Annotated in this window: 16 protein-coding genes; 6 read left to right on the top strand and 10 right to left on the bottom strand. The window is 45.2% G+C overall.

The features are described from left to right. Positions 1–40: 40 nt before the first annotated feature. Positions 41–1,066 carry an IS110 family RNA-guided transposase gene (locus QR722_RS14705; protein ID WP_286283064.1) on the top strand — a complete coding sequence of 342 codons (1,026 nt, stop codon included), beginning with the start codon at positions 41–43 and terminating at the stop codon, positions 1,064–1,066. A gap of 444 nt (positions 1,067–1,510) precedes the next feature. Here the strand turns inward: QR722_RS14705 and QR722_RS14700 are convergent, their stop codons facing one another. Continuing rightward, positions 1,511–3,538 (bottom strand): NADPH-dependent 2,4-dienoyl-CoA reductase, encoded by a 2,028-nt coding sequence (locus QR722_RS14700; protein WP_286283669.1) that lies wholly within the window; start codon positions 3,536–3,538, stop codon positions 1,511–1,513. Positions 3,539–3,639: 101 nt separating this feature from the next. On the opposite strand from QR722_RS14700, the gene QR722_RS14695 reads away from it, so the two are divergent. Beyond that, positions 3,640–4,626: a phosphotransferase gene (locus tag QR722_RS14695; RefSeq protein WP_286283668.1), complete on the top strand. Its 987-nt coding sequence runs from the start codon at positions 3,640–3,642 to the stop codon at positions 4,624–4,626. Between the two features lie 28 nt (positions 4,627–4,654). Here the strand turns inward: QR722_RS14695 and QR722_RS14690 are convergent, their stop codons facing one another. Together QR722_RS14690 and QR722_RS14685 are read right to left on the bottom strand one after the other, a co-directional pair. Next, on the bottom strand, positions 4,655–5,407 hold the full coding sequence (locus QR722_RS14690) for a sulfite exporter TauE/SafE family protein (RefSeq protein WP_286283666.1): 753 nt from the start codon (positions 5,405–5,407) through the stop codon (positions 4,655–4,657). Between the two features lie 141 nt (positions 5,408–5,548). Further along, on the bottom strand, positions 5,549–5,905 hold the full coding sequence (locus QR722_RS14685; RefSeq protein WP_286283665.1) for a MerR family transcriptional regulator: 357 nt from the start codon (positions 5,903–5,905) through the stop codon (positions 5,549–5,551). A gap of 87 nt (positions 5,906–5,992) precedes the next feature. On the opposite strand from QR722_RS14685, the gene QR722_RS14680 reads away from it, so the two are divergent. Further along, the gene (locus QR722_RS14680) at positions 5,993–6,865 is read left to right on the top strand and encodes an alpha/beta hydrolase family protein (protein ID WP_286283664.1); all 873 of its coding nucleotides are present in this window, start codon (positions 5,993–5,995) and stop codon (positions 6,863–6,865) included. A 126-nt stretch (positions 6,866–6,991) separates the two neighbouring features. Here QR722_RS14680 and prpF read toward each other — a convergent pair whose 3' ends face one another. The 6 genes from prpF to QR722_RS14650 all read right to left on the bottom strand — a co-directional run bounded on the left by prpF (position 6,992) and on the right by QR722_RS14650 (position 14,045). Next, positions 6,992–8,167 (bottom strand): 2-methylaconitate cis-trans isomerase PrpF, encoded by a 1,176-nt coding sequence (prpF, locus tag QR722_RS14675; RefSeq protein WP_286283663.1) that lies wholly within the window; start codon positions 8,165–8,167, stop codon positions 6,992–6,994. Then, positions 8,164–10,776 (bottom strand): Fe/S-dependent 2-methylisocitrate dehydratase AcnD, encoded by a 2,613-nt coding sequence (acnD, locus tag QR722_RS14670; protein ID WP_286283661.1) that lies wholly within the window; start codon positions 10,774–10,776, stop codon positions 8,164–8,166. The genes prpF and acnD overlap by 4 nt, the downstream gene beginning before the upstream one ends. Before the next feature lie 109 nt (positions 10,777–10,885). Then, complete coding sequence (gene prpC, locus QR722_RS14665) at positions 10,886–12,010, bottom strand: bifunctional 2-methylcitrate synthase/citrate synthase (RefSeq protein ID WP_286283660.1); 1,125 nt, start codon at positions 12,008–12,010, stop codon at positions 10,886–10,888. 54 nt (positions 12,011–12,064) lie between these two features. Then, positions 12,065–12,943 carry a methylisocitrate lyase gene (gene prpB / locus QR722_RS14660; protein WP_286283659.1) on the bottom strand — a complete coding sequence of 293 codons (879 nt, stop codon included), beginning with the start codon at positions 12,941–12,943 and terminating at the stop codon, positions 12,065–12,067. 43 nt (positions 12,944–12,986) lie between these two features. Beyond that, positions 12,987–13,589 carry a GntR family transcriptional regulator gene (locus QR722_RS14655; RefSeq protein ID WP_502872477.1) on the bottom strand — a complete coding sequence of 201 codons (603 nt, stop codon included), beginning with the start codon at positions 13,587–13,589 and terminating at the stop codon, positions 12,987–12,989. Between the two features lie 267 nt (positions 13,590–13,856). Beyond that, the gene (locus QR722_RS14650; RefSeq protein WP_286283657.1) at positions 13,857–14,045 is read right to left on the bottom strand and encodes a PLDc N-terminal domain-containing protein; all 189 of its coding nucleotides are present in this window, start codon (positions 14,043–14,045) and stop codon (positions 13,857–13,859) included. Positions 14,046–14,256: 211 nt separating this feature from the next. Here QR722_RS14650 and QR722_RS14645 point away from each other — a divergent pair, with 211 nt between their 5' ends. Together QR722_RS14645 and QR722_RS14640 are read left to right on the top strand one after the other, a co-directional pair. Beyond that, complete coding sequence (locus QR722_RS14645) at positions 14,257–15,729, top strand: HDOD domain-containing protein (RefSeq protein ID WP_286283656.1); 1,473 nt, start codon at positions 14,257–14,259, stop codon at positions 15,727–15,729. A 236-nt stretch (positions 15,730–15,965) separates the two neighbouring features. Further along, positions 15,966–16,838, top strand: a complete 873-nt coding sequence (locus QR722_RS14640; RefSeq protein WP_286283654.1) for a WYL domain-containing protein — start codon at positions 15,966–15,968, stop codon at positions 16,836–16,838. 1 nt (position 16,839) lies between these two features. Here QR722_RS14640 and QR722_RS14635 read toward each other — a convergent pair whose 3' ends face one another. Then, positions 16,840–17,364: a hypothetical protein gene (locus tag QR722_RS14635; RefSeq protein WP_286283653.1), complete on the bottom strand. Its 525-nt coding sequence runs from the start codon at positions 17,362–17,364 to the stop codon at positions 16,840–16,842. A 248-nt stretch (positions 17,365–17,612) separates the two neighbouring features. Between QR722_RS14635 and QR722_RS14630 the strand changes: the two genes are divergently transcribed. Further along, positions 17,613–18,677, top strand: coding sequence for an alkene reductase (locus tag QR722_RS14630; protein ID WP_286283652.1), 1,065 nt, complete (start codon positions 17,613–17,615; stop codon positions 18,675–18,677). Positions 18,678–18,691: the final 14 nt, after the last annotated feature.

Genomic DNA, 18,691 nt, shown 5'->3' with positions numbered 1-18,691 from the left:
TAGTTCTTAAACAAGACTATTTACATAGGGAACGTCCAATATGAAGCTTAAAACAATTACCATCGATTTGGCAAAGACTGTATTTCAAGTGTGCGGAGTAAATGAACATATTAAACCGCAATTTAATAAGAAATTAAAACGGACTGAGCTACTTGATTTTATGCGCCAACAACCACCTACGTTGGTGGTGATGGAAGCCTGTTATTCATCGCATTACTGGGGGCGTGAAATTGCTAAATTAGGTCATGATACCAAGCTTATACCAGCCCAACATGTCACGCCTTTTGTGCGAGGCAACAAGAATGACCATAACGATGCTTTTGCCATAGCAGAAGCCAGCCAGCGCTCACATATCCGCTTTGTCCCCGTAAAATCTGAGCAACAGCAAGAAATTAATTGCTTGCATCGAATTCGAGAGCGCTTAATTAGAAACAAAACGGCCCTGAGTAACCAGATACGCGGGTTGTTAAGTGAATTTGGGGTAATATTTCCTTGTGGCCACGTGGCCTTGTGTGCAGGATTAGCCCAAGTAATTGATAGCGAACAACGCAGTAACCAGTTGAGAACCATGATGCGCGCGTTAAAGGCAGAATATGAAGACACACGCTCTCGCATCAAGGCCATTGAGCAGCAATTGCATCACTTTGTTAATAACAGTGAAAGTGGCAAAATATTGCTCAGCATCCCAGGGATTGGTTTCATTAATGCCTCAGCGTTTTTAGCCGCCATTGATAAAGGCCAGGCGTTTAATAATCCCAAAGAATTTGCCGTGTGGTTAGGGCTGACGCCTAAACAACACGCCTCAGGCAATATCAGTAAGATGGGCGGCATTACCAAACGCGGAGACCGTTATTTACGTAAACAACTGGTACATGGTGCGCGGTCTGTCGTGAGTCGTGCCGCGCAAAGAACTGATCCGTTATCACTGTGGGCCACTAAACTTCGCGTTACCAAGCCGTTTAATAAAGTGGCAGTCGCCGTCGCCCATCGTTTAGCACGTTTAATCTGGATATTGCTCACACGTCAGGAGCACTATCGCGTTACGTCCTCACAAGTGAGCGCATAACATGAATCACTTTACGTTATCCCTGTCGAGCTCAATTCCGTGTAGGACAAAGGCACCAAGCCTGTGTGGGTGTTGTGGAAGGCAAGACACGGGATAACACTTACTTTACCTACCCCGCTTAGTCATAAAATGATGAAGAAAACGGTCTACCTACCTCATCAAAGCCAGACTTAGACACGGATAACAATCCGACTGGGTGTTTTTAGGCGATAAGGTTCGGAGTTCATCAGAGGCCAGCGTTGATTAAACCAACGCTAATAAAGAGCCTGAATATATGTCAGAACTAAGCCATTTTAGACTGCCTTCAAGACAACAGACTAGCGGTAATAGAATAGTAAAAACGTAATTCGTGCAGAAAATCAGCACGAAGGGGCAATTAGTACGTTGACATCAGGGGAGCGTCCATATATGTCCATGTAACTCAGTCCATGTAACTCATTCGATTTATATGCTGGCGGCGAGTTCTGCCCCTTGGCGTATGGCGCGTTTAGCGTCGAGCTCTGCTGCCACGTCGGCACCACCAATCACTTCGACCGAAAGTCCTGCTGCTAGCAGGCTCGCTTCTAGTTCTCTAAACGGGGTTTGTCCGGCACAAGTAATGATGTTGTCGACCTCGAGTACTTTAGGTGTATCACCAATCAAGATATGCAGACCCTGATCATCAATCTTTTCATAACTAACAGAGTTGATCATGTTGACCTTGTAATGGGCAAGGGAAGTGCGATGGATCCACCCAGTAGTTTTGCCTAGTCCAGCACCAACCTTGCTCGATTTACGCTGCAATAAAAAAACCTCGCGGGGCGGGGCAGGTATGCTCGGTGCGGTTAACGCGCCTGGCTGACTAAAGGTTTTATCGATGCCCCAATGAGCTAACCATTTGTCTAGATGGGTTGTTAGATGTTCCTGCTCAACTAAGTATTCGGCTACATCAAAGCCGATCCCACCGGCACCGATTATTGCGACGCGTTTACCTACTGGCTTGTGATCTCTTAGGACGTCTATATAACTCAGTACTTTAGGATGGTCGATGCCTTCTATGCTTAATTGGCGAGGTTTGATACCAGTCGCCAAAATGACTTTATCGAAGCCCTCGGCTGTTAACAGGTCGGCATCTGCCTGAGTATTTAAGTGTAATGTCACGCCAGTCACTTCAATGCGGCGGGCGAAATATCGTATGGTCTCGTAGAACTCCTCTTTACCCGGAATTTGTTTAGCGTAATTGAACTGTCCACCTATTTCACTGGATTGCTCATATAAATGCACATCATGGCCGCGTTGAGCAGCATAGGTGGCAAATGCTAGTCCTGCGGGGCCCGCGCCGACTACTGCCAGTTTCTTGGCTGAAACAACAGATTTGAAAATCAGCTCGGTTTCATAGCAGGCCTCGGGATTCACCAAACAACTTGCGCGTTTTTGCGCAAAAGCATGATCTAAACAGGCTTGATTACAGGCGATGCAGGTATTGATTTGATCGGATTCGTCACGCATCGCCTTGGCCACAAAATGGGCATCAGCCAAAAATGGCCGCGCCATCGAAACCATATCGGCGTGACCTTGAGCAAGCACATTTTCCGCCACCTCTGGGGTGTTAATTCGATTAGTGGTGATAAGCGGGATTTGCACCTCACTTTTCATCCGTTTAGTGATCCAAGTAAAAGCTGCCCGTGGCACTGATGTTGAGATAGTCGGAATACGCGCTTCATGCCAGCCAATACCGGTATTGATCAGTGTTGCACCGGCTTTTTCAATTTCTTTTGCAAGGTAGACAACTTCATCCCATGGGGCACCGCCTTCCACAAGATCAAGCATAGATAGGCGATAGATAATAATAAACTGCTCGCCTACTTTTTGTCGTATTTGACGCACAACTTCTATCGCTAAGCGAGCTCGATTTTCAAGACTGCCACCCCATTCATCGTCTCGTTGATTAGTACGCTGACAGAAGAATTGGTTAATCAGGTAACCTTCTGAGCCCATTATTTCCACACCATCATATCCGGCCTGTTTGGCATAATTAGCCGATTGTGCATAATCATCGATGGTATTTTTAATTCCGCGTTTAGACAAAGCTTTAGGTTTGAACGGAGAAATAGGTGATTTAACGGCTGATGCTGACACACTAAAAGGATGGTAGCCATAGCGTCCGGAATGGAGGATTTGCATACAAATCTTACCATTTTCAGCATGTACCGCATCGGTTATCACTCGATGCTTTTTAGCATGGCGACGGTTGCTCATGCGGCCTGCGAAGGGCGCAACCCAACCCGCAATATTTGGGCTGATACCACCGGTAACAATCAAGCCTACACCGCCTCTAGCTCGCTCGGCGTAAAACGCGGCTAATTTATCGAAGCCGCCTTTTTCTTCTTCCAAGCCTAAATGCATGGAACCCATCAAGGTTCGATTTTTCAGGGTGGTAAAACCTAAATCAAGCGGTGTCAATAAATGTGGAAATGGAGATTGTGATGTCATATTGTGTAACCCTTTTGTATCATAAGTAAAGAGTATGATGCTTAACTCCAAGGTGCAAGCGACTTGAGCTACACTGGGTTAGCAGATAACTATGGTCCACTATGACTCAGCAAACCAATAAGCAGGTTCTACATTCTATTCGCCAGCATTTTAACGATGATGACGCGGTTAAATTGCAATCAATACAATCATTGTGGAGCGACTACGGCGAAATAGCGCGCTACTGGTTACCCAGTTTATCCAGCAGTGTGGTGGTAAAGTCGGTTAATCCTCCAGACGATACGCAGCATCCGCGGGGCTGGAATACTACTGTATCTCATCAACGTAAGTTGGACTCCTATCGTAATGAACAATATTTTTATCAGCATTATTCGGCCTTTACTGATAATTATTGTCATGTTCCACGCTGCTTGGGGACAGGGCAGTTCGGTAAGCAAAGCTGGTTGATTTTACAAGACTTAGATCAGCATGGTTTTACCTATAGGTGTGATGATGCCCCGCTGGCGTTAGTCAAATTAGGACTACGTTGGCTAGCTTATTTTCATGCTCGTTTTTTGCAGGAACCTCTTTCAGGATTATGGCCAATTGGCACTTACTGGCATCTTGCTACTCGACCAGATGAGTGGCAAAAAATGCCTGATGGTCGTTTAAAACAACAGGCGCAAAGCATTGATAACCAGCTAAATCAGGCCGGCTTTCAGACTTTACTGCATGGCGATGCTAAGTTGGCTAATTTCTGTTTTAGTCAAGACCAAACGGATTTGGCTGCGGTAGACTTTCAATATGTCGGGGCTGGGGTTGGGGTGAAAGATGTGGCCTATTTCTTGGGAAGTTGCTTCGATAGTGACGGGCTAATTCATCACGCTGATATGTTGCTAGATCACTATTTCAGTTGCTTACACCAAGCTGCGAAACACTATGTTATCAATACAGATATAGCAGCAGTAGAGCATCAATGGCGCGCACTATATCCTCTGGCTTGGGCCGACTTCCAACGATTTTTAATCGGTTGGGCGACAGAACATTATAAAATTAATGACTACATGTTGATGATGACAGACAAAGTTCTTACGAGCCTCAATAATTGAGCAACTAATGAGGCAATTAAGTTCAGTACTACACAATCATGAATACAGCCGCCACAGCGGTCATGGCCAAAATTAGCCAGCGATACTGCTTGTCAGCAAGTCGTTTAATAATCTGAATTCCACAATAAGCACCTAGGGCAATAAACGGCAGGCCAAGTAAATTTAAGTACAAGGAGTCAAGGGTAATGGTTTCCCAACTCCATACATGAAATGGCACTTTGAATAAGTTAATGACTAAGAAGAACCACGCGGCCGTACCAATGTACTCATTTTTAGGCAATCTCATGCTCAACAAATATAAGGCCATCACCGAGCCTGCAAGGTTACCAATCATAGTGGTTATTCCTCCTAGGGTACCCATTAATATGGCAAACCACATGTAATCCGGCACCTTGTCTTTATTGACGGTTTCCATCCAGATCATGATGCCGAGACTGACGAAGATAATGCCGCCCATTATTTGTTTAAATAACAGATCGTCAATGTTGTTGCCGATTACAGTGGCAATTAAAACTCCCACGGCTGCAGAGGGAAAAAGTTTGAGCAAAAAGCCCCAGTTGGCATGTCGATGATAATATTTAACCGCAAATAAATCGGCCATAATCAACATAGGTAACATCAACCCAGAGGATGCTTTGCCGCCAAATATTAACGCCATTATGGGGACGGCAAACATCGAAACACCATGCACACCAGTTTTGGCCATGCCAATGAAAAATGCTATTAAACACAGCATAGATAATTGCGAATAACTCAAAGAGTAAGAAAAAAGTTCGAGCATAGTTAGATGTACAACCTTCGATTTATTGATGTTGGGCAATAGTTGCTGTTAGCAGAGCAGCGGACTCTATTTTACCCCAACTAATATTATTATCAGCAGATTAACTGACATTCCTTAGCATAGATATCGGCAAGCTTTGAGTTAACCCTGTTGTTGCTGTTGAAGTTTTTCAAGCCAACGATGAAGGGTGACTTTGGAAATCTCCAATTCAACTATTTTTTCATTGATACGTTCTATTTGCTTACTGATGGCCTGTGTCAGCATTGGGCATCCCGGTTGGGGATTGCTCAAAAAAGCAATGGCCGGTTTGATTTCACTCAGCGTAAAACCAACAGACTGTGCCATTTTAATGAATTTTAGCTCATCTAAGCACGAGGCTGGATAATCACGGTAGCCATTAATACCTCTGGGCGGAGCAGAAATGAGACCGATTTTCTCATAATAGCGCAGAGTGTCTTTACCTAAGTTGGCCTTGGTGGCCAGTTCGCTGGCTTTCATAATCGCTCCTGAGAAAAAGCACTTGACCCTGGAGTGTACTCCATACTTTATCATGCTGATACTTTGTTTTGTTTAGGATTAAACACAATGTCAGAATTTCACAGCCAAGCGTTCAGTGCGACCGATGGATTTAAGCTGATAGGGCGCTTTTACCCTAGCAATAGTGGTACAGCGAAAGGGACAATTATTATTGCCAGTGCAACAGGAGTGCCACAAGGTTTTTATCGCAGGTTTGCACTGCGTGCTACTCAATCTGATTTTAATGTGGTCACATTTGACTATCGAGGCATTGGCCAATCTGCTCCTGCATCTTTGCGCGGCTTTGATATGGATTACCGAGATTGGGCCAGCAAAGATTTGAGTGGTGTAGTTGATGAACTCAGTCAGCAAGGTTTACCTTTGTACCTGCTGGGGCATTCCTATGGTGGTCATGCAATAGGTTTGCTTGAACCACATCAGAAAGTGACAGCGGCATATACTTTTGGCACTGGAGCTGGCTGGCATGGTTGGATGCCGAGAATGGAGCAACTCAAAGTGCAGTTCATGTGGCACGTAATGGCGCCCCTTGTCACCCGAGTCAAAGGATATTTAGCCTGGAATGCCTTGGGAATGGGGGAGGATTTACCCTTGGGGGTATATCGTCAATGGAAACGCTGGTGTAGTTATCCCTATTATTTTTTCCAAGATCCGCAATATCCCCATATGAAAGCGCTGTATGAGCGCATTGAAATGCCGATTAAAGCGGTCAATTCTACCGATGATAAGTGGGCTACGCCCAGTTCTAGGCAGGCTTTCTTTACCTACTACGTCAACGCAAAGTTGCAAACTGCCGATATTCATCCGTCTCAAATGGGGCTGAAAAGTATCGGTCATATGGGCTATTTTCATGCTAGTGCAAGTGTATTATGGGAGGACGTTCTAAGCTATTTTGAGCAGAAGGGGGCAGCCACTGTTGGATAGTAAACGAGTCATGTAGCATGGATGCTGCTAACGGTTGTAAGGTGCCATACTAGCCACACTCACTTTAGCCTCTGGCGTTTGTGAGTGTGGCTACTTAGACATTTTTTTATAAAAATAAGTAGCTATTTAAACGGTTGGAATACGTACCCAACCTTCCATCAAAATCCGCGCACTGCGGCTCATCACGGCTTTTTCAACCTGCCATTTCCCATCAATCTTAGTGGCTTTTGCACCCACTCTAAGGGTGCCAGACGGATGGCCAAAACATACTGACTCAATGCTTCCGCCGCCGGCGGCAAGATTGACCAACGTGCCAGGAACTGCGGCTGCAGTGCCAATGGCAACGGCTGCTGTGCCCATCATCGCATGATGTAGTTTACCCATCGACATCGCCCTCACCGACAAATCTATGTCTGCGGATTGGACCGTCTTGCCACTAGAAGCCAGATAACTCGCTGGAGGCGATACGAATGCCACTTTGGGCGTGTGTTGGCGTGTTGCCGCCTCTTCCAAAGAGTTGATCAAGCCCATTTTCATTGCCCCAATCGCGCGGATAGATTCAAACTTTTCTAACGCACTACTGCTACTGTTGATCACATCTTGTAGTTCAGTTCCTTGGTAGCCAATATCAGATGCGTTGACGAAAATAGTTGGGATACCAGCGTTTATCAAGGTCGCCTGCAATGTACCTATACCTGGGATATCTAGGTTGTCGACAAGATTTCCAGTGGGAAACATATCTCCTTCACCGTCTGCTGGTTGCATGAACTCTACCGGTATTTCTGCGGCTGGAAAGGTAACCCCATCTAGTTCAAAATCACCGGTTTCCTGTACTTCTCCATTAGTCATGGGGACGTAGGCGATGATGGTTTTTTGGATATTAACTTGCCAAATCTTTATTTTGACGATGCCATTTTTAACCAATTTGTGCTCTGGGATCAAACCACTATGGATGGCAAAAGGAGCCACGGCGGCGGATAAATTCCCGCAGTTCCCAGACCAATCTACAAAGGCTTTATCAATAGCAACTTGACCGAACAAGTAATCTACGTCGTGATCCGCCACTGTGCTTTTGGATACGATAACGGTTTTGCTGGTACTTGATGTAGCCCCGCCCATGCCATCTGTGTGTTTGCCGTAAGGATCAGGGCTGCCTATCACTCGTAATAACAAATTATCGCGGTATATCCCTGGTCGCTGCGCTTCTACCGGCAGTGCATCCAATCTAAAAAATACACCTTTGCTGGTGCCGCCACGCATATAGGTAGCGGCAATTTTCAGTTGTGGGGCGAAACCGCTCATGCGCTATGTCCTGCAGATTCCAAAAAGTCTTGGGCAAAACGCTGCAACACGCCACCTGCTTCATAAATTGATAACTCTTCGGCAGTATCCACTCGACAGGTCACCGGCACTTCAATTAATTCATTGTTGCTGCGATGAATACGCAGGGTCAAAGTCGCACCAGGCTGGCGCTCACCGACAACATCATAGGTTTCGCTGCCATCAATTTTAAGTGTGGTGCGGGTGGTTCCGGTTTTAAATTCTAAGGGCAATACACCCATGCCGATTAAATTAGTGCGGTGAATTCGCTCAAAACCTTCAGCCACGATAACTTCTACACCAGCTAGACGAACACCTTTAGCGGCCCAGTCTCTCGATGAACCTTGGCCGTAATCTGCCCCAGCGATGATGATCAGTGGTTGTTTACGTTGCATATATACTTCGATTGCATCCCACATGCGCATCTCAGTCCCTTCAGGCTCAAGGCGAGCTAAAGATCCTTGTTTAACCTGGCTAGTGCCATCAGCAAGGGTTTCCATGACCATCTCGTTTAACAACTTGGGATTAGCAAAGGTCGCCCGTTGGGCGGTCAAGTGATCCCCTCTGTGGGTGGCGTAGGAGTTGAAATCTACTTCCGGAACATCCATCGACAATAGATACTCGCCCGCGGCGCTATCACGCATAATAGCGTTAGAAGGTGACAAGTGATCTGTGGTGATATTGTCCCCGAGCACTGCTAGAGGACGCATATTGGTCATGCTACGTTCTCGAGCTAATGCCCCTTCCCAGTATGGAGGGCGTCGAATATAGGTACTTTTTTCACGCCATGCATACAGAGGATCTATGTGCTCACCGTAATCGACGCTTAAGTCGAACATCGGCTGGTATACTTTTTTGAACTGCTCGGGTTTCACACTTTGCGCCACGATTTGATCAATTTCTTCATCGCTGGGCCAGATATCTTTTAAGGTGATAGGTTTGCCTTGGTTATCATAACCCAATACATCTTTTTCAATATCGAAGCGAATCGTACCGGCAATTGCATAAGCTACAACCAAGGGCGGTGAGGCTAGAAAGGCTTGCTTCGCATAAGGATGAATACGGCCATCGAAATTACGGTTACCCGATAACACAGCAGTGGCGTACAAATCACGCTCAATGACTTCCTGCTGAATCTTAGGATCCAAAGCACCGCTCATGCCATTGCAGGTAGTGCAGGCAAAGCCGACAATCCCAAAGCCAAGTTGCTCTAATTCGGACAATAAATTAGCATCTTCCAGATAAAGCTCGACGGTTTTAGAGCCTGGGGCCAGAGAGGTTTTGACCCAAGGCTTGCGACTCAGGCCCAGTTTATTAGCATTGCGAGCAATCAACCCCGCTGCGATTACATTACGTGGGTTACTGGTATTAGTACAACTTGTGATAGCGGCAATAATCACCGCGCCATCAGGCATTAAATCTTTCTCGTTTTCAATGACACCCGAGATACCGCTAGCGGCTAGGTCTTTAGTGGCTACCCGGCGATGAGGATTAGATGGCCCCGCTATATTGCGTCCAACCGAAGATAAGTCGAATTGTAATACGCGCTCGTATTCGACCTTGTTAAGGGTGTCAGCCCATAAGCCGGTGTGCTTAGCGTAGGTTTCGACTAATTTCACCTGCTCGCTTTCACGACCGGTTAGTGTTAAGTAATCGATGGTCTTGTCATCGATATAAAACATGGCAGCAGAGGCGCCAAATTCTGGTGTCATATTGGAAATGGTCGCGCGGTCACCCAAGGTTAATTGCGCCGCACCTTCGCCATAAAATTCTAGATAGGAAGAGATCACACGTTGTTCACGTAAAAACTCCGTTATCGCTAGGACGATATCGGTGGCGGTAATACCTGGTTGGCGTTTACCGGTTAATTCAACACCAATAATATCCGGTAAGCGCAAGTAGGACGCTCTGCCTAACATCACGCTTTCGGCTTCTAGTCCACCCACACCAAGGGCAATTACACCCAGAGCATCTACATGGGGGGTGTGACTATCAGTGCCTACTAAGGTGTCAGGAAAAGCGACACCGTCTCTTGCGTGAATAACCGGAGACATCTTCTCAAGGTTGATTTGATGCATGATGCCGTTACCTGGAGGGATCACGTCTACATTTTTAAATGCGGTCTTGGTCCAGTTGATAAAATGGAAACGGTCGTCATTACGTCTATCTTCAATCGCACGGTTTTTTTCAAAAGCATCTGGTTCAAAACCCGCGTGTTCTACTGCCAACGAGTGGTCGACGATCAACTGAGTTGGGACCACCGGATTCACTTTAGACGGATCGCCTCCTTTGGCTGCGATTGCATCTCTTAGCCCTGCTAGATCTACTAGTGCAGTTTGACCGAGAATGTCGTGACACACTACCCGCGCTGGAAACCATGGGAAGTCCAGATCACGCTTACGCTCGATAAGTTGACGTAATGATGGCTCAAGTTGCTCAGCAGGGCAGCGGCGAACAAGGTTTTCAGCAAACACTCTTGAGGTGTAGGGTAAGCCTGCATAGGCACCTGGTTTAATTGCGTCCACTGCTTCTTGAGTATCAAAGTAATCCAGCTTGGTACCTGGTAATGGTTTGCGATGCAATGTGTTCATAGTGTTTCCAAATTATCTGTGACAGTGTACTCAGGCAGGGACGCCAAGTAACTTTTGAGTGTTGAAACAACACGGCTAAATAGGCCAGCCTATTTAGCCGTTGGGCTGTTTATCTTTGTTTTATCGGAGTGACTTTGCGCGGTCCTGCGCCGATATAATCTGCACTTGGGCGTATAATCCGATTGTTACTGCGCTGCTCCATAACATGAGCTGCCCAGCCTGTTAGGCGCGAGCAGACAAATATTGGGGTGAATAACTTGGTGGGAATACCCATAAAGTGATATGCCGATGCATGGAAAAAATCAGCATTACAAAATAGCTTTTTGCTGTCCCACATAAATTCTTCACATGCCACAGAAATGTCATACAAACTGCTATCGCCAAATTCCTTAGCGAGTTTTTCAGACCAGGCTTTGATGATAACATTGCGAGGATCCGATTCACGGTAAATGGCGTGACCGAAACCCATGATTTTTTCTTTACGGGCCAACATACCGGCCATTTTTTCTTTGGCATCTGCGGGTGAAGAAAATTGCTGGATCATATCCATGGCCGCTTCATTAGCGCCACCATGCAATGGACCGCGCAAAGAGCCGATCGCGCCTGTGATACAGGAGTACATATCAGACAAGGTAGATGCACATACTCGAGCGGTAAAAGTCGAAGCGTTAAACTCGTGTTCAGCATATAGAATTAACGATACATCCATCACTCTTTGATGTTGTACCGATGGTGATTTGCCGGTGAGTAAATGTAGAAAATGGCCAGCAATGGAGTCTTCGTCACTGCTACAGTCAATCTCTACACCCTCGTGGCTATATCGGTACCAGTAACACATGATGGCAGGGAATGCGGCCAACAAACGATTAGCAGCCTGATGCTGCTCGGTAAAATCCACTTCAGGCTCTAGGTTGCCAAGAAATGAACAGCCAGTACGCATCACATCCATCGGGTGGGCGCTGGCAGGGATCAATTTAAGAACTGCTTTGAGGGCTTCAGGCAAATCCCGTTTAGCGGTTAACTCAGTTTTATACTCGTCTAACTGAGATTGGCTAGGTAATTCGCCGTTGAACAACAGGTATGCGACTTCTTCGAAAGTGGCATTTTCGGCCAAATCAGAAATATCATATCCGCAATAGGTTAGACCTGAGCCTGACTTACCTACTGTACAAAGTGCCGTTTCTCCAGCACTTTGGCCGCGAAGACCTGCACCGCTTAATTTTTTATCTACCATGATTTAATCCTGTGAGTTTAATATAAATATTAGGCTACTAATTGACAAAGCTGGTTACTTATTTTTTCCGACAGAAAACAAGCTGTCTAATTTTTGTTCATATTCGTGATAACCAAGATAATCGTACAATTCTATCCGGGTCTGCATACTATCCACCACGGCTTTTTGATCGCCATTTTCAAGGATGGAGGTATAGACATTTTCCGCTGCTTTGTTCATAGCTCTGAACGCACTCAATGGATAAAGCACCATAGCGGCACCCCATTGAGCTAAGTCTTTGGCATTCCATAACTCAGTCTTACCAAATTCGGTGATGTTGGCCAAAATGGGGACGTCCAAGGCTTCGCTAAAAGCTCGGTAGTGCGCTTCGGTTTGAATGGCTTCGGCGAAAATACCGTCAGCGCCTGCGGCAACATAAGCTTGTGCTCTGGCGATTGCCTTGTCTAACCCTTCTTGGGCGAAAGAGTCGGTTCTAGCCATGATGAAAAAGTCGGGATCGGTGCGCGCATCAACGGCGGCGGTGATACGGTCAACCATTTCTTCGATGGAGACAATTTCTTTGTTGGGACGGTGGCCACAACGTTTTTGCGCAACTTGGTCTTCCATGTGAACTGCTGCGGCACCCGCTTTTTCCATGTCTCGGATGGTTTTGGCGATATTAAACGCGCCCCCCCAGCCAGTATCAATATCAACCAACAAAGGTAAGTCACAGGCCGAGGTAATTCGTTGCACATCCACAATCACATCGTTTAATGAGGTCATTCCTAAGTCAGGCAAGCCGTAAGAAGCATTCGCTACACCGCCACCTGAAAGATAAATGGCTTTATGGCCAATTTGTTTGGCCATCATCGCTGTGTAAGCATTAATGGTTCCGACAATTTGTAAAGGTTTGTTGTCAATCAATGCCTGACGAAATCGTTTGCCTGCGCTCATAATGTATCGCTCCGGTAGTTAAATTAAAATAGTGACTAGTGGTTTACAGCAGTTTCTTTTCAATATTATTTTTCGAATATAAAATGTGTCTACGCATCAACATTTCTGCCAGCTCACCATCACGGTTGGCTATCGCTTGAACAATATGTTTATGTTCGTCAAATGCGGTGGACACGCGCGGACCTGCCATGCCAAGTTGGACCCGATACATACGTACCAGATGATAGATTCCGTTAGTTAATATTGAAATGAGGTGATTGTTTTTACTGCCCATAATAATGCGGTAATGAAAATCTACATCGCCAGCTTCTTGATAGTAAGACTGACCTTGTTTGACTTCTTCAAAATGATTTTGCAGAAGATTTTCCAATTCAGTGATTTCAGCATCGCTCATGTTGCTAGCGGCTAGTCTTGCCGCCATACCTTCCAGTGACTCGCGTACTTGATAAAGCTGCACCAATCCTTCCGGTGTTAAGCTTACCACTCGAGCTCCGACGTTCGCCTTACGTTCGACTAAATGACAGGTCGCTAAGCGATTTATCGCTTCGCGCACCACCGCGCGACTGACAGCATATTTTGTCGACAATTCCATTTCACTAAGCTTTCCGCCCGCAGTAATCCGGCCTTCAACAATGTCTGAACGCATCTGATAAAAGGTCTTGTCTGCTGAGGTAACAGGGGATTCAGCAAAAGATTTCACGTAAGCTCACTGTCAGTTAATCAAAATAATGTCGACAATGTAGGCTATAAATTGCTTTTTTGCAAATATTATCCGGTTGATTGTCGACAATCTATTGGGCTGTCAGTTGTACTTAGAAAAGTCAGGATTGAATATCGGATAGGAATTAAATGGGGCCACAGATGCTGCATGGGGAGCTTTGGCAACATCATTTGCCCCTACCTAGGTCTAAGGCTATACGTAGCGCTGTGATTTTAATGGCGCAAGCAGTAAATAGAATATCCAAGCAAACCATGAAACAAAGATAACCGCCAAGATCCAAGCTGCTTTTTCGCCTCCTTGGGTACGGTCAGAAATACTGATTGCAAGAATCGGTATGAACCATAAAACGAAAACAATCACGCCTATTAAAAAGCTAAACATTGTGACTTACTCCTGTATTGACCTAAAAACACGCTCGGTTGCGTCTGATAAATAAAAAGCAAAGCGTGTTCCAACTGTGAAAATCCTTACTTATCAGTCAGATAAGGTGTAAGTGAAATAATTTGATATTTGCTTTTCACCAAATTTTAAGTAAATTGACGAAAAGACGAAACATTATGTTGTTGTTTCGAGTATTCAATTTGGATTGTAAATGCCTCAAAAATCGAAATTATCCACTGAACAATGGGTGGCGCTGCTGGCAAAAGATGAACTGCCAGCCATTACTTCGATAGCCGGAATTTTGGATAAGTTTTCGAATGACGATACTTCCTCTATTCCAAAACTAAGTAAAGTTATCCTGCATGACCAAGCATTGTCTTCTTGCTTACTAAGGGTGGCCAATAGCTCTAGTCGTTCACCTATCCACAAGGTCACTACTGTCTCGCGGGCGGCGATAGTGTTAGGTGTTCATTCAGTAAAAAATATATGCTTAACCGCCAAGGTGCTCGAAGGGCTGCTGAACAATCATAAACTCGTCCCGCAGGTTTACGAGCGTCTTAAAAAATTAATGGCCAATGCATTTTTTGCTGGATTGCTAGCAAGGATGATGGTGCCGGACTATGAGGAGAATACTCAAGAAGAAGTGTACCTTGCGGCGATGATGTACAACATTGGCGAAACCTCTTTTTGGAGTACGGGAAGTATGTTAACCCGTGATTTGATTTTGAAAAGCGGTATGCCTAAATTAGCCTTTGAGCAATATTGTGCCAATCAAGGCGGGATCAAATTTGCCCAGATAAGTTTAGGCTTAGCCCGCACATGGCGCTTAGGTGATCTGTTAGAGAAGGCCTTAGATCATCCAAAAAGCCGCACTAAAGAGATGAATATCATCAGTCTGTCCAATCAGTTGAGTGAAGCGATTGGTACTCCGCCGAAGAACCGCCTCAAATTCGATCAATTGTTACAAGAAGTGGCTAATTTAATGGGCACTGATATACGGATCCTGAAGAACAAAATTGAGGCAACTCGACAGGTGGCCATTGAATTGCTGGGCTCTTATAACGCGTCTATGTTAGAAAGTTATTTAAAACCTTTGCCCAAAGACGCTGATTTTAGCACACAAGCAGCGGCGCCAAAGGTGCCTTTGACTAAAGAGCAAGCGGTGCTAGGCGCTGTAAAATCCTTATCTGAATTGTCTAAACATAGTCGAAACATTAATGATTACTTGTCTGACACCCTGAACCATCTAAGTCAAATTTTTCACTTTGAGCGAGGCGCGTTTTGGGTGTTAAACAGTGATAAAAACGTATTGCAATGTCGCTTGGCCGTGGACAGTGACAGCCAACCCATTCGTTTTTCTAGACAATTTCCAGTCAATGACGGCGCGAATATTTTGACTATGGGTTTACAAAGTGAAGCGCCTTTGTTCATCAATGATTTTCGTCATGCTCGCTGGCAAGATGTGATGACATTAGACTCGGAGTATTTGATGGAAAATGGCATTATGTGTTTATCACCTGTACGAGTAAATAGCCGCAGTATTGGCGTGTTAACCGCACAATTTATCGATAAATCAGTGCTATTTAGCAGCGTAGATTTTGAACACTTTAGCTTTATTACTGAGCATTTAAATATGTGTTTGTCGTTGGTTTCACGAAAGTCTACGGGGATTCCAAACCCATAAAAAAGCCGCATTCACATTTTCATGCTTGCGGCCCAGGGAGTTAACAGTTCACTACGCTGTCAGTAGTATGACGGGTTAAAGGGGCAAAAAGTTTAATAATTATCCAAATTTTTTAAATTCCATCGTTGAAGGATAGTCTTAAATCAAAAAGATGCCATCAAAAAGATTGCATCCTTGCTTTTTTAGTGCTTATATTAGTCAGACACACCCGATGCAAGAAATTAATAAGGATTTTTATGGCTGATACACTTGATGACCTGAACCATGCACAGCGTGAACGCTTGGCATTTATTGATTTTAGTTTGCAATACTTTGGACACGTGGCTCGCACAGACTTGATCCAACGTTTTCAGACAGGGTTAGCGGCCAGCACCCGCGATTTTTCTACTTACAAATCCATCGCACCTGACAATTTAATTTTACGGCATCAGAGTAAAAGCTATCATCGTACAGCCGCGTTTAAGCCCGTGTTTAAGCATGATCCTGAAGTGATTTTAACCTCCCTTAGTCGGGGATTTGGTAACGGCATATCAAGCGGTGTGCAGCCTTCTGAACAATGCTTCGATGCTGTTAGATTAATCCATCCCGATGCGAACATTATCGCGGCGTTAATGCGAGCCATTCATACTAAACAGCCCATAGAAGTGGACTATGTGTCTATTAGTTCAGGTCAATCAAGTCGTGTGATAGTGCCACATAGTATTGTTAATAATGGGCATCGTTGGCATGTTCGCGCCTATGATCGCAAGCATCAGAGCTTCCGAGATTTTGTTTGTACCCGGTTTATTCAGATTACTTCGTTGGCGAGTGACATGCATAAAGGGGAAGGGCGTGAGCATGACAGCCAGTGGAATCAGCAGGTGGAGCTGGTGTTGGTTGCTCATCCGAGCGTGTTGCAACCTAAAGCAATTCACATGGATTATGCCATGGTCGACGGCCAATTACGCTTAAAAATCAAGGCACCTTTGGCGGCTTACTTATTGCGTCAATGGCAAGTAGATTGCTCAGTTGGGCATAAGTTCAAGGCCCAGGGCTGTCAATTGGCATTGGCCAATATTGAGGTACTTGATGGACTGGAGAATACGTCTCTGGCACCGGGCTACCACTAGGTTAGTTTATCTCAAGCACAGTGATACGATGCTGGATAGCAGCCAAGGTCTCATGATGGCTGAATTTAAATAGCGTTATGCCCTGATGTTGAATGGCTAACTGGTGTACATAACTGACCTCTAAGCGATCGCCATTTTCGTAATGGGCATCTTGATTAAATAAACTGTCAGCTTCATCAAAAAGCAGAATATGGCTGGACGTCTCAGCATCGGCAAACAGCCTTGATAAGTCCCTAGGATGCAAATTTTCAATAAATTCACGAGTAATTAGCCGCACCGGACGCTGGCTTGTGTAAGCCAGCATACTGATAAACAAACCGCAAAAGTGCTGATTGGTAAAATTTAATCCCCTCACAACCGACAAGCCCTTTTGTCCATTGGCGAGTATATTTTGAAACTCCCCATGAACCCTTTCGGTGAAGGGGGGCTCTTGGCGAATTTTGTGCGGCTCAAATAAATCATATATGCCTGACATAGCGCCATTATTGTAGCGTCCAAATAGGGTTTTCAATTGTGCTAAGGCCATACTGCTGCTCCGGTAACTAGAGTGAGTTAAGTGTAGTTAAAAAATCTATCGGGAGAATCAATCAATCTTGGATACAAACTTGCATTGCACCCTAGCAGGTAGATTGTGAAGTCGCTAGTGAGAAACATATTTAAACCCATAGAAGATAAAAAGATATCTATTAAATCAATCAATTAAAGAGCTTGAACTCTTTGTGCTCGTCCAACGTATTGTAAGATTATTAACCGCTAAAAAGGAAACAATTACTTATGTCTGAATTATTTACTCCCGTTAAGCTTGGGGATATCAATTTGCAGAACCGTGTGATCATGGCTCCCTTAACTCGTTGCCGGGCCACAGTCGATCATATTCCAACGGATCGAATGGCCACCTACTATGGTCAGCGTGCAGGGGCCGGTCTTATCATCGCTGAAGCTACCATGGCAATTGAAGGAAACTCTGCTTTTTATCGGGAACCTGGCATCTACTCAGACCAACAAGTCGCTGCATGGCGCAAAGTTACAGATGAAGTTCATCAGCAAGGGGGCAAAATATTTTTGCAAATTTGGCACGGTGGAAGAGCTTGCCATCCTGTGCTCAATGACGGGGCAACACCGGTTGCTCCGAGCCCAATTGCCATCGACGGCGAAGTGCATACACCAGAGGGTAAGAAAGCCTATGTTCAACCAGAGAGCTTAACGGCGGATGCAATTCATGCCATTGTTGAAGGCTTTGCTAAGGCTGCCATAAACGCTAAAGCTGCCGGTTTCGATGGTGTCGAAGTACATGGTGCCAACGGCTATTTACTTGATCAATTTCTACGGGATGGTTCAAACAAACGGGATGACCAGTATGGCGGAAGTTTGGAAAACCGCTCCCGTTTATTGTTTGAAGTACTAGATGCGGTTATCAATATTTGGGGTAGCGGTAGAGTAGGCTTGCGTTTGTCGCCACTGAATAGTTTCAACAGTATGATTGATAGTGATCCTATGGGAATGTTGGCTTATGTTGTGGAAAAACTTAATTCGCGTAAATTGGCTTATTTGCACATGATGCGCGCGGACTTTCAGCAGAAACAAACCGGTGATGTAATTGCTATTGCATCCAAAGGATATCAAGGAAATTTGATAGGTAACATGGGATATGATCAGGCTGAGGCGAGCCAAGCAATCGAAAAAGGCTCATTAGCAGCGGTAGCATTTGGTTCAGCCTACATTGCCAACCCAGACTTGGCCTACCGTTTTAAAAATGGTGTACCCTTGCAACAACCGGATGAAGCGACCTTCTACACCCATGGAGACGAAGGCTATATAGATTATCCAACTGCATCTTAAGATTAACTGGTTCG

It is taken from the genome of Aliiglaciecola sp. LCG003, from assembly GCF_030316135.1.
GTDB lineage: Bacteria > Pseudomonadota > Gammaproteobacteria > Enterobacterales > Alteromonadaceae > Aliiglaciecola.
The sequence above is the reverse complement of the archived record's forward strand: the minus strand, read 5'-3'. Positions and strand labels throughout refer to the sequence as shown.